Below are 13,114 nucleotides of genomic sequence, written 5' to 3'. Positions count from 1 at the left end.
TTTGAACCAGGATTTGTCCGCCCATCTTACCAAATGAATACTGGGCTAGCAATGCGGCAGCATGGCATTGATTTTATTAAATTGACCAAAGAGGAGAGCGCATAAATGGAAGATCTCAGTTCTCAGGAAAAATTAATTGAGACCTACTTAAAGGACGATAAAAAGGATGAGGCCGTTGAGTTATTGTTTAATCTGATTGTCGAATACGCGCAAATCCAGGATTTTGCTAAAGCCGAATCATTGCGCGAAAAGCTATTTCAAGTCGATTCCATGGCGTTAGATGAAATTGTCAAATCGGCTGACGTCATCGAAAATGCCAAATTGAGTGCCATGGATCCGGCGCATATGGAAACCTGGTCTCAGCTTTACAAACGTTTCACAAAGGATGAATCGATTGACCTTTACTATGGGTTGCAACCGGCCGTCTATGAATCAGAGCAGATTATTTTTCGGCAGGGCGACATGAACCCCACATTGTATTTCATCAATGCCGGCCAGGTTAAAATGTTTTATCATACAGACAAACATGCCATTCTGCTGCACACTCTGGGACCCGGCGACCTTGCAGGTGCGGATACCTTTTTCACCAATTCAACCTGTACGATATCCGTAATGGCCGATTCGACAGTCAAATTAAACATTTTAGAAAAGGCTGTTTTGCAGAAATGGCGGGCTGAAAAACCCAATCTGGCGAATAAACTGCTGGATTACTGCAACGAGCTGGAATCAGTTAAGGATCTGCTTCATAAGAAAGAGCTCGAGCGTCGGGCGCATCCACGCTATGAGATTGCCGGCAGTGCTGTGATTCAAATTTTGGACCGTCAGGGCACTAAGGCTTTTAAGGGCGAACTCTCAGATATTTCTGTTAGCGGGGTATCTTTCATCATGAATACATCCCCCACTGCGGCTGAATCGTTGCTGGGGCGTCGTCTGAATTTGAAATTTACCGTGCACGGTGTTTTTCCGGAAATTAGCGTCGATCAAGAAGGCCGTATCATCGGTGTGCATGGCCAATTGTTTAACGAATACTTTATCAATGTAAAATGGGAACAGCCACTCGACGACAGCTTGATGGAAAGAATCAAGGCACTTGCTTAGCGGTTGGAGCACTGCGCGCCGCTGTCTTTTAGCGCCGATGGCGGAAAAATTATGGCTGCATGCAAAGTGGGTGGCCGCTGATTCAAATGTATTGATTTATATGCAAATATTTGCCATAATGAACTAAAGCAATTGGCCAAGAGGGGGGTTGATGTGCGGGTGCCAGCCCGCAGTTTCGCGTAAGGTCTTTGCATTTATTCTACGAGGTTTGGGCCTGAAGGCTTACCGGTCGTTCAACCACGGTAACTTAAAATCCGGTTGAATAAAATCCAGACCGGTTTGACGCCAGGAGGAAGAAACGGAGCCGATGACCTTATGGCCAAATTAACCCCCGGAAATAAAACTGCATCGCCGCAGCCACATTTTTTGCATGCCAACTCAACCGGTGCAACGACATCCCTGATAGATCATTTCAGCGGTTTTGCCGTCACCACCGACCGCCACGGCCGGATTGTGTTCGCCAACCAAGCTGCCATTCAGATCAGCGGTCTGGATCAATCTGACATGATTGGGCGTTCACTTGACATCTTGTTTGATCTGACTGCCGAGCAGCAATCATCGATTGCGCAGTGTCTGGCACGCCAGACCCCGCTGACTTTTGAAACCACAGCCCGATGCAAAATGGGACCGACACCAACGGTACAGCTGAGCGTGTCCGCGCTTGACCCATCGGCCACCGACAGCGGACTGGCTGTTTTTGGTATTGATGTTTCCGGGCTCAAACGCAACCTTGAAGAACAAACGCAGCGGGTCACAGCGGTTGAACATGCGGCGGAGTCCATCATCGTCACCGATCCAGCAGGGATTATCGAATATGTCAATCCGGCTTTTGAAAAAATAACCGGCTATTCGCGCCACGAAGTTCTGGGTGGAAACATCGAATTACTCGACAGTGGGCAGCACACGAAGGCTTTTTTCAGCTCGATTATCGATAGCTTGCAGCAGGGAGACATATGGAAAGGCCGAATCGTTAACAAACGCAGAGATCATTCGCTTTACGAAACCGAAGCCACGGTATCCCCGATCATGAACAAATCCGGGGCAATTACCAATTACGTTAGCGTTCAACGAGATGTTTCGCATGAAGTCCGTTTGGAAAGGCAGCTGCGTCAGGCCCAGAAAATGGAAGCCATCGGCACCCTGGCCGGCGGGATCGCCCATGACTTTAACAATCTGCTCATGGGCATCCAAGGCAATATTTCGCTGTCCTTATTGGATATTGAGCCCAACTCACCGCTGGTCAAGAATCTGAAAAAAATAGAACAATACGTTCAAAATGGCGTGGATCTGACCAAGCAATTGCTGGGCTTTGCCCGGGGGGGCAAATACGAAATCAGCTTGCTCAATCTAAATGAATTGATCAAAGAGCAGAATCTTATGTTTGGGCGCACCAACAAGGATATTATTTTCAAAAATGAAGCCAAACCAGATTTGTGGAGCGTCGAAGCGGATCGCGGTCAGATCGAGCAGGTGTTAATGAACCTTTATTTGAATGCGCTGCAGGCCATGCCGAGCAGCGGCACACTAACCACGCGAACTGCAAACGTCACCATCGATAGGGACCAATACAGTCCTTATTTTGTCAGAGCTGGCAATTACATCAAAATAACCATTGCTGACACCGGTGTCGGAATGGATGAAAAAATTCAGCAACGTATTTTTGACCCATTTTTTACGACCAAAGAAATGGGGCGTGGGACCGGGCTCGGATTGGCGTCGGTGTATGGTATCGTCAAAAATCATGAAGGTTTTATTAACGTATCTAGTAAGAAGGGGCAGGGCACAAAGTTTGAGATCTATTTGCCGGCTTCGGGTAAAACCGTGCCACCCCCTAAAAAAGCCAGAGAAAAGTTTGTAGAGGGCCAAGAGACAGTCCTGCTGGTGGACGATGAGGACATGATCATTGATGTTGGTCGGCGTATGCTCAAAAAGCTGGGCTATCAGGTCTTTATTGCCAGAGACGGTAATAAGGCCATCGAGATTTTCCAAAAGCACCCGGACATTGACCTGGTCGTATTGGATATGATTATGCCGAAGATGGGGGGCGGTGAAACCTACGACCGCATAAAGCAAATCAAACCCGATGCCAAGGTGTTATTGTCCAGCGGCTTTAGCATTAACGGCCAGGCCTCTGAAATATTGAATCGGGGGTGTAACGGATTTATTCAAAAACCGTTTAATTTGCAAAACCTGTCACAAAATATAAGGGCGATATTGGAAGGGAAATAGACCCTGTTTGCTGTTACGGTTTGACCTGCCTTTGACATACCGTCAACTCGCCAGTAGAAAAACCATCCCAGGTCGCTGGTTCATCTACCATTGAGAGGGAACCCATCGATGCCTGAAAGTCAAAATGTTATTCCTGAGCACGTGCGAAAAATCCATCTGATTGCCGTCTGCGGTACCGGAATGGGTGCGCTGGCAAGTATGCTTAAACGCCTGGGATTTGAAATTTCTGGCTCGGATCAAAAAGTCTATCCGCCTATGAGTGATTTTTTGCGAGAACAGGGAATTCACATAAAGGATGGATTCGATGCGGCCCATATCGCCTATGGGCCGGATCTGATCATTGTAGGTAACGCCGTTGTCCGCGAAAACCCGGAAGTGAAGAAAATGAGGCAAATGGGAATCCCCTTTTGCTCCATGCCCCAGGCCTTGAACCACTTTTTCGCTGGTGATAAAAAAACCCTTCTGGTGTCCGGAACCCACGGCAAAACAACCACCGCTTCTATTTTGGCCTGGATGCTGTATGAAGGCAGATTGGATCCGTCGTTTATGATCGGCGGCATTTTGCAGAACTTTGCAAGCAACTACCGATTGGGTGAAGGCGACACTATCATTATCGAAGGCGACGAATACGACACGGCCTTTTTCGACAAAGGTCCCAAATTCATGCACTATCAGCCGGCGGCAACCGTGTTGACCAGTGTCGAATTTGACCATGCCGATATCTTCCGCGATCTTGATCATGTTCAAGCGGTATTTAGCCGATTTCTGTCGCAGCTTAAACCCGCCAGTCTGCTGCTCGCATTTGATGCCGATGAAAATATCCGCCGCATTATTACCGATGCCCAGTGCCGAATCGAATATTATGGTAGTGACGATCGTTCCAACTGGCGTCTGGGAGATATTCAGAGGGATGGTGTCTGGAGCAAATTTGAAGTACTGAAAGCCGGATATCCCTTTGGCCGTTTTAAAACGCAAATGGTCGGCCATCACAATTTGTACAATGCCCTGGCAGTTATTGCCATCGCAGATAATTTGGGAATGTCGCCTGCCGACATGGCTGCGGCCCTGGAGAGCTTCGAAGGTGTTAAACGCCGCCAGCAAATCCGTGGTCGCAAAAATCAAATAACAGTAATGGATGATTTTGCTCATCACCCGACGGCCGTGCGTGAAACCGTTGCTGCTGTCAAATCATTTCATTGCCCCCCACGCCTGATAGCCGTTTTCGAGCCGCGCACGAACTCAAGTATGCGTGATATTTTTCAGGATGTCTATCCGTTGGCATTTGATTTTGCTGATCTGATCTGTATTCGCCAACCGCCGTTATTGGAAAAAATCCCCGTTGCTGAAAGATTTTCATCTGAAAAACTTGTTGCCGACTTAAGGCAGCGCGGCCAGGATGCCCATTATTTCAAAGATACAGAATCCATTATTGAATTCCTTGTGCAGCGTGCTCTTCCCGGCGACCTTATACTGGTGATGTCCAATGGCGGCTTTGACAATATCCATGACAAGCTGCTTGACCGATTATAGCCTCTCTGAAATATTCAATTGACACTCCCCCGCTGTTTCCATTACGGTGACACTACCTGAACATGGGATAAGCGAAACACATCCTGACGGCCAGAAGCGCTGAGTTCTTTTTGGGGCCAAAAACGATTTGCGCTTTCGGGCAACACCGTATTTAAAATCCAACACCAATGAACGAAACTTTATTCCGGCAGATGATCGCAACCGAACACGGCTATCGGACACCGCTTCGACGGCGTTTGTTGGCAAAACACGTGCCGGGATGGCCGGTCTATATTTTTTATGCGCGCATTGCCCTGGCGTTTCTCAAAGAAGGCCTGGCGGGCAAACGCGGGACCTTAAATAATGAAAGATGGCTGCGCGCATCGTTGAGCTGTATGAAGGCCGCCGAGTCCGCCGGTGGAAGACTGACCGTATCGGGTCTTGAAGGCCTGAGTACCCATAAGGGCCCGCTGGTCTTTATCGCCAATCATATGAGCATTCTTGAAACCGTTATTCTGCCTTCATTAACCTTACCTTATACCGACATCACCTTTATCATCAAAGACGAATTGCGGCACTATCCGGTCATCGGCTGGGTGATGCAAGCCCTCGATTTTATCGCCGTCCACCGTAAAAATCCCCGCGAAGATCTAAAAATCGTTTTGAACGAAGGCCAACGCCGTATTCAGAAGGGATGCTCGGTGGTGGTTTTTCCGCAGGCCACCCGCAGTACCACATTCGACGTGAAATCATTTAACACGCTGGGCGTAAAATTGGCGCGCAAATCCGGGGTGCCGGTGGTACCAATCGCGCTTAAAACAGATTTTCACGGCAGTGGCCGCTGGGTAAAAGATATCGGTCCGGTTTATCCCGAGCGGCCGATATTTTTTAAATTTGGTAATCCCATCCCGGTTGTTGGCAACGGGCAGGCCGCCCATAACAGCGTGGTTGAATTTATCGCTCAGAATTTAGCGTCCTGGGGCGTTGAGATTCGCACTCATTCTGATTGACGGCTCCTTCTTTAGGTTTCAGGTTTCGGGTGTCAGGTGTCAGGCCATCGGCGGCCAGTTTTCAGCACTTGCAACTCATCAGCCATAACGGTCGATTGTATTCGTTGTTTTCTGATTTTAATCTTAGATTCCCTGACACCTGAACACTTTCCTACTAATCACATTCCGATTGACACGCCGTATTAATTTCGTTAACCTGCCCAATTTAAATAGTTAACCATTTATTCTAACGAATATGAAAAAGCGCATTCTGGCCAAATTGAAAAAAGAAGAGGGTCCCATTTCGGGGCAGGTCTTAAGCGTACAGCTGGGCATAACGCGGGTGTCTGTTTGGAAGCATATCCAGCAGCTCCAAGCACTCGGATATGACATCACTTCGTCTGCCAAAGGGTACCGCTTGAATCATTCACCTGATGTGCCTTATCCATGGGAGTTTGCCGGTCGGGAAGACAAAATAGTTTATCATGCCGAATTGCCCTCTACCATGGATGCGGCCAAACACCTTGCCCGTAAGGGGTGCCCTGAATTCACAACTGTTATTGCCGGTTGTCAGACAAGCGGCCGGGGACGGCTGAGCCGGCAATGGATTTCGGATAAGGGCGGTCTGTATTTTACGATGGTATTACGGCCGGAACTGCCGCCTGTCTTAAGTTTCAGGGTTGGATTTTTAGCTTCACTAACCCTTGCCAGAGTAATAAATGACATTTTCGCGGTAAATGTCAGGGTCAAATGGCCTAATGATCTTTTGGTCGATGAGCGCAAGATTTGCGGCATGCTTTCTGAAATAGATGCCGAGGCGGATCGGGTGTCGTATATCAATATTGGGATCGGTCTGAACGTCAATAATGATCCTTCACCAATAGAGCCGGCGGCGACATCACTTAAAACGATTTTAGGATACAAGGTATCCAAAAAAGAGATCCTGTCCCGCTACCTGGATTCATTTGAGGCGCAAATGCAAGCGGGGGCCCATGAGGATGTGATTGAGCGGTGGAAGCAAATGGCAGTTACCCTGAATCGTGATGTGAAGGTGGTAACCACCCGTGACATTTATACCGGAAAGGCAGTCGATGTTGACGAGACCGGTGCATTGATTTTGAAATGTTCTGATGGCTCCCTAAAGACGATCCACTACGGAGACTGTTTCCATCAAAGTCATTAGAACCTATTTAAATCAGCCTCCGCGGAGGAATCATTGCCGGTAAAGTTACAAGTAACAACAAATGAGCTAAAATTAAAAATGATCTAAAATGCCTAAAATTGAGGAATTCTGTCCATTTTATTAAACAGATGGAGCGTAGCGACACTTTAAATTTAGGCATTTTAGATCATTTTAGTCATTTTAGGCACTATTCATTTTAAGGCATCTTCGGATAGTATTTCTATAAAACGGAACGGTGATTATGGGCGCATCGAACCAACTACGCATGATGGTTTACGCCTCTTTATTTGCAGCGTTAACTGCAGTGGGCGCTTTTTTAGCGCTTCCCATCGGTCCGGTTCCCATTGTACTTCAGAATATGTTTGTCTTTCTGGCCGGCCTGCTACTGGGCAGTCGTTGGGGATTGGCGAGTGTGGGGGTGTATTTGCTGGCCGGTGCTGTCGGCTTGCCGGTATTTGCCGGCGGGCTCGGTGGCGTAGGTCGTTTGATTGGACCGACCGGTGGTTATCTGATCGGATATCTGCCGACAGTATTTATCATCGGCAAAATTGCGCATAATGCTCGTCCGCGATGGATGACCGATGTTGTGGCCATGATATGCGGAACGCTGGTATTATATGCCTGCGGCGTTTTGTGGTTGAAAGTCGTCTCAGGAATGTCTTTGGCAAAAACTTTGGTGCTGGGCATGTATCCCTTTTTGATTGGCGATGCGCTAAAAATTGCTGCTGCTGCCGCTATTGCCAAAGCCTTGCGGCCGGTCATCAGTATTACGGGTTCCGCGTTGCGGGTTACGAGTTCAGAATAAGTCGAATTCAGATATTCAAAAAACGCATCCATCAACTCGTAACCCGTAACTCGCAGCCCGTAACCCGCAACTCGGAATGGAAAAATGGACATTATTGCAATTGAAAATCTTCAGCACCGTTTTTCAAATGGTACCCTGGGGTTAGATCAGATTAACCTGAATATTGAAGCCGGTGCTTTTGTGGTGGTTGCTGGTCCCAATGGTTCCGGTAAAACGACGCTTATCCGGCATTTAAACGGACTGCTGCAGCCTACGTCTGGGCGCGTTTTTGTGGAGGGGGTTTCGGTTCAGAAAGATCTGTTGCGGGCCAGACGCCTGGTGGGCATGATGTTCCAGGATGCTGACAGCCAAATCGTTGGTGAAACGGTTCGTGACGATGTGGCATTTGGCCCTGAAAATCTGCGACTGGATGTCGATCAAATCAATGCGCGCGTGTCTGCTGCACTGGAGGCCGTCGGTCTGAAAGATTATGCGAATCGGCGACCCCATATGTTGTCTGGCGGCGAAAAACGGCGACTGGCGATTGCCGGTATTCTGGCAATGGAACCCAAAGTGATCGTCTTTGATGAACCCTTTGCCAGTTTGGATTATCCGGGCGTGAAACAGGTTCTCAAGCAGATTTTGGCCTTACATCAAGGCGGTCACACCATTATAGTCATTACCCATGATTTGGAAAAGGTCCTTGCCCACGCCGACCGCCTCGTGATTATGCAGAATGGAAAAATTGTAAAAGATGGGGCACCCGCTGAAATCCTTGGCGACATTGAAACTTATGGCGTCAGGGCACCTTGTGCTTCTCATCTGGGCCTGGAGGTTCGTTCATGGCTGAACTGACAAGTTTTGGCTTTCAAGCTGGGACTTCAGTGCTGTACCAATTGGACGTGCGCTTTAAGATTCTTTTTTTGATCCTGATCAGCCTTGCCACTTTAGGAGCTGGATTCGTCGGACTGGGTATTCTCACGACTCTGTTGACGGCGCTGAGCGTTCATTTGCGACTGCCGTTTCGCTCCGCGATTAAAGAGTTTCGCTGGTTTTTAATTTTGCTGCTGTTGATCTTAATTTCCCGTATGCTCACCACGCCCGGGATGACCCTAGCTGAATTTGGGCCCGTGGCAATTACCCGGCAGGGACTGGTGGCGGGTCTGCGCATTGGCTGGCGGCTGATCACAATCGCACTGCTGGGATACCTTTTTGTATTGACGACTCGCTCCTCGCAGATCAAAGCGGCCGTGCAATGGTTTCTGAAACCGTTTGGACTTATACCGGCCCAACATATTGCCACCATGATGGGATTAATTGTCCGATTTATACCCGTCATTTTTAACCAGGCCAAAGAAACCGCTGAAGCCCAGCGGGCCCGCTGTTCGGAAAACAGGAAAAATCCGTTATCTCGTCTGATACGCTTGGGGATTCCCCTGATCCGCAGAACTTTCGAGCAGGCCGACAGGTTAATCGTTGCCATGGAGGCCCGCTGCTATTCTGAAGATCGAACAGACCCCATTTTATGTGCAACCCGAAAAGATTGGCTAGCCCTTGTTGTCCTGATCGCCATCAGCGGCTCGGTTTTGCACCTCTAAGATGTGTTGACGCTGCCAGTCGGCCCCGACGACTGGATGAAATTTTAAATACCTGCCTGTCATCATTTTTTTTGCCTCACTGATCTAAATTCTGACAATCCATAGATTCTATACTGGTCGATTAAAGAAGAAAAGCTAAAGTGGCTTTTGTTTTTTGGCAAACGGTTTGACAAGGGCAACCAAACCGGCACATAATTGACAGGTACAAAACACTAGTGTAAGGCGTAAGCCGCTGAATTGATTGGCCTGCGAGGAGCTCAGGCCGAATCGTCATTTTAAGCCTGGAACTTACTATTTTAATTTCCGGCTGTTTGAGATTTAATCGACTTTACCATCCTTACTAACGCGGGGAGGTACTTCTTGAAGATTATTATTGTCGGCGCAGGGCAGGTCGGATTTCACATTGCCAGTCATTTGGCGTTGGAAAACAAGGATGTGGTGGTCCTCGATAAAAACCCGGACGCACTGCGACGGGTCTCTGATAATCTCGATGTTCAGATCATCAGAGGCTCGGGCAGCAGCCCGGTTGTTTTAGAAGAGGCCGGCATACAAAACGCTGAAATCATGCTGGCGGTCACCAATAGTGACGAAACGAATCTGGTAGCCTGCCTGGTGGCCAATATTGTGTCACCTTCTACCAAGAAACTGGCCAGAATCCGTGACGCTGATTTTGATAATTATCACCGAAATTTTCGGGAGGTTGCGCCGCACATTGACACCATTATCAATCCGGACATTGAAGTGGTAAAGACCATCCACCGCATGATGAGCGTACCGGGCGCAGTTGATATCGGAGAGTTTGCCGATGGCCGCCTTAAGTTTGTGGGTGTCAACTTAGAAGATGATTCAGAGCTGGCCGGTGCGCGGCTTTCAGACCTGCCAAAGATCCTTGGAGATGACCGACCGCTGATCGCCGCTCTGGTCCGCGAAGACGAATTTATTATCCCCAGAGGCGACGATCAAATCAAGGCCGGGGATCTGGTCTATTTCATCAGTGAAGAAGACAAACTATTAGACACGCTTTCGCTTTTTAATAAAATTGCCCAGCCCCTGAAGCGGGCCCTCATTGTTGGGGGGGGACGTATCGGTTATCGGCTGGCGCGGTTATTGGAAGAACATTCAATTTACTGCAAGATCATAGAACGAAACCCGGAGCGGTGCACCTACCTGGCCGAACGTCTGAACAAGGCGATCGTGCTCAGTGGAGACGGCTCAGATCAAGAACTGCTTTCAGAGGAAAATATCCAAGATATGGATATCGTCATTACCCTCACCCATGATGAGGAAACCAATATTTTGGCATCTTTGCTGGCGCAACGCATGGGTGCGCGCAAAACCATCACTCGTATCAGCAAATTCAGCTATTTTCCGCTGACCAATGCCATTGGTATCGAACAGGTCGTCAGCCCGCGGTTGTCCGCCATCAACACCATTTTGCAGCACATCCGCAAAGGCAAGGTGCTATCCGCCATTTCCATCAAAGGGGAGCAGGCGGAGGTCATTGAAGCGGTTGCCTTGGAGACATCTGATATTGTTGAAAAACCGCTGCGTGACATTGCCTTTCCCAAAGGGGCCATGCTGGCCGGTATTATTCGCAAAGACGCCATCATTATTCCAACCGGCGAGAGCATCATCCAGCCCAATGACCGTGTCATTATTTTTGCCAGAAAAGAAGCTATCCCCAAAATTGAAAAACTTCTTTCCGTGAAGCTGGAGTATTTTTAGATGCGCTGGCGCTATATCCTCAACACCGTTGCGGTGATGTCCTTTTTTTTCGGGCTAACGATGTTGATTCCCCTTGTCGTTGGCCTGTATTACCGCGATCAGAGCGTTGCGCCGCTGCTGAAGTCCATTGGCATTACCGTGTTCAGCGGTTTGGGTCTTCACCTCATTTTTAGAAGTAGTAAAGCCGAGGTCATCAGTCAGCGGGAAGGCATGGCCATTGTCGCCATCGGCTGGACCGCCGTAGGACTCTTCGGGGCCTTGCCGTTTTATTTTGACAGTGGACTCGATTGTTTTGTTGACGCAGTCTTTGAATCGGTCTCAGGTTTTACCACCACCGGGGCATCGGTATTGACCGACATTGAATCGGTTTCAAAAGGTCTTCTTTTCTGGCGCAGTTTTATCCAGTGGCTCGGTGGCATGGGTATCATCGTACTGTCGGTCGCCATTTTGCCCTTTTTAGGAGTCGGGGGCATACAGCTATACAAAGCCGAAGTCCCCAGCCCGGTTCCGGATAAACTCAAGCCCCGTATTCGCGAAACGGCCATGATCCTGTGGAAGGTATATGCCCTGATATCACTGGTGCAGACGGTGTTGCTTTTGTTGGGGGGCATGAGTTTATATGATGCCTTCTGCCACACCTTTACAACCATGCCCACCGGCGGATTTTCCACTAAAAATGTATCCATAGCCCATTTTGACAGTATTTATTTTGACAGTGTTTTTATTCTTTTCATGTTGATGGCCGGTATTAACTTTTCCCTGCACTATCAATTTTTAAAGGGCAAACCACTTGCATTCTGGCGGGACTCGGAGTGCCGTTTTTTCCTGGGGGCGGTCCTGCTCCTGACCATTGTCGTCACGATTAACCTATACGGCTCGGTATACACCAGCATCGGCAACGCACTGCGCTATGGAACTTTTCAGGTGGTATCCATTATTACGACCACCGGTTTTGCCACAGCCGATTATACCCTGTGGCCGGCCATGTCGCAGTTGATCCTCTTGCTGTGCATGTTTATCGGCGCATCCGCTGGATCTACAGGCGGCGGCATGAAATGCCTGCGAATCATGCTGTGTTTTAAATTTTGTTATCGGGAATTGTTTGGCTTGATTCACCCCCGGGCGGTTTCGCCGATAAAAATCGGCGGCCAAACTGTGCCGGATGATGTCATGCGCAGCGTGGTCGGCTTTTTGGCGCTGTATATGGGATTGTTTGCCCTGAGTTCGGTGGCCTTGGCCGGTTTGGGGGTGGATTTTACAACATCATTTGCCGCCATCGCCGCCAGCATCGGCAATATTGGCCCCGGCTTCGGTCTGGTGGGACCGGCGGGCAATTATGCTCAAATACCGGATCTGGGCAAATGGTTGCTCATCTGGTGTATGTTACTCGGCCGATTGGAAGTTTTTACGGTTATTATACTGGTGGTACCGGAATTCTGGAGAAAATAAAAACTTTCTCGAAAATGCATCTTACGCCCAAGGGCTTTGTTGTAAACCGATTCGAAATACTCGAATACTAGCGTGTATGCTCCGTTTTCGAATCGGTTTACGTCGCGCCCTTGAGCGTAATCTACTATTTTTGAGAAAGTTTTAATATAACTATCCAAAATATATTAATTTTTAAATAATTTCATAAGACTTAAAAATTTTCTGTAGATTCTGTTTGGCGTTTACATGATTGAGGCCTTTGAAAAATGTTCAATTTTGCTCTATTTCAAGGCAGGCATAAATTTTAACCACAGGCATACATAAAGTATTTAGAGGATTAAAATTTATGCCGAACACTGAAATAGGGCAAAAGGGGATGTTTTTCAAAGGCCTCAGTTTTTTGTTGACAACTCTAGACCAAATGTTTAGATAAGATGGTTTTAGCGGGCCGTTAACTCAGTCGGTAGAGTATCTGCCTTTTAAGCAGAGAGTCGCTGGTTCGAGCCCAGCACGGCCCACCATAACTGTTTTGGTTTGTTGCGTTCCCATCGTCCAGTCTAGTCCAGGACAT

Annotated in this window: 10 protein-coding genes and 1 tRNA gene; all 11 read left to right on the top strand. The window is 48.3% G+C overall.

All coding sequences use genetic code 11. The annotated features are described in order from the left end of the window. Positions 1-105 precede the first annotated feature (105 nt). A complete protein-coding gene (locus QNJ26_04055) occupies positions 106-1,098 on the top strand; it encodes a cyclic nucleotide-binding domain-containing protein (protein ID MDJ0984696.1) in 993 nt (330 codons plus the stop codon). A gap of 315 nt (positions 1,099-1,413) precedes the next feature. Further along, entirely contained in the window at positions 1,414-3,327 is a 1,914-nt protein-coding gene (locus QNJ26_04050) for a PAS domain S-box protein (GenBank protein ID MDJ0984695.1), read from the top strand. Positions 3,328-3,435: 108 nt separating this feature from the next. Further along, positions 3,436-4,857: a UDP-N-acetylmuramate:L-alanyl-gamma-D-glutamyl-meso-diaminopimelate ligase gene (mpl, locus tag QNJ26_04045; GenBank protein MDJ0984694.1), complete on the top strand. Its 1,422-nt coding sequence runs from the start codon at positions 3,436-3,438 to the stop codon at positions 4,855-4,857. 167 nt (positions 4,858-5,024) lie between these two features. Continuing rightward, the gene (locus tag QNJ26_04040; GenBank protein MDJ0984693.1) at positions 5,025-5,846 is read left to right on the top strand and encodes a lysophospholipid acyltransferase family protein; all 822 of its coding nucleotides are present in this window, start codon (positions 5,025-5,027) and stop codon (positions 5,844-5,846) included. A 235-nt stretch (positions 5,847-6,081) separates the two neighbouring features. Beyond that, positions 6,082-7,008, top strand: a complete 927-nt coding sequence (locus QNJ26_04035) for a biotin--[acetyl-CoA-carboxylase] ligase (GenBank protein MDJ0984692.1) — start codon at positions 6,082-6,084, stop codon at positions 7,006-7,008. A gap of 241 nt (positions 7,009-7,249) precedes the next feature. After that, entirely contained in the window at positions 7,250-7,813 is a 564-nt protein-coding gene (locus tag QNJ26_04030) for a biotin transporter BioY (protein MDJ0984691.1), read from the top strand. 84 nt (positions 7,814-7,897) lie between these two features. Next, the gene (locus QNJ26_04025) at positions 7,898-8,647 is read left to right on the top strand and encodes an ATP-binding cassette domain-containing protein (protein MDJ0984690.1); all 750 of its coding nucleotides are present in this window, start codon (positions 7,898-7,900) and stop codon (positions 8,645-8,647) included. Beyond that, positions 8,635-9,390, top strand: a complete 756-nt coding sequence (locus QNJ26_04020) for an energy-coupling factor transporter transmembrane component T (GenBank protein ID MDJ0984689.1) — start codon at positions 8,635-8,637, stop codon at positions 9,388-9,390. Before QNJ26_04025 ends, QNJ26_04020 begins: the two co-directional genes overlap by 13 nt. Before the next feature lie 360 nt (positions 9,391-9,750). Then, the gene (trkA, locus tag QNJ26_04015) at positions 9,751-11,115 is read left to right on the top strand and encodes a Trk system potassium transporter TrkA (GenBank protein MDJ0984688.1); all 1,365 of its coding nucleotides are present in this window, start codon (positions 9,751-9,753) and stop codon (positions 11,113-11,115) included. After that, positions 11,116-12,564 carry a TrkH family potassium uptake protein gene (locus QNJ26_04010; protein ID MDJ0984687.1) on the top strand — a complete coding sequence of 483 codons (1,449 nt, stop codon included), beginning with the start codon at positions 11,116-11,118 and terminating at the stop codon, positions 12,562-12,564. A 424-nt stretch (positions 12,565-12,988) separates the two neighbouring features. After that, positions 12,989-13,064, top strand: a tRNA-Lys gene (locus QNJ26_04005). Positions 13,065-13,114: the final 50 nt, after the last annotated feature.

The organism is Desulfobacterales bacterium (genome assembly GCA_030066985.1).
In the GTDB taxonomy this organism is placed as follows: Bacteria; Desulfobacterota; Desulfobacteria; order Desulfobacterales; family JAHEIW01; genus JAHEIW01.
This window is presented reverse-complemented; position numbering and strand designations above follow the sequence as displayed.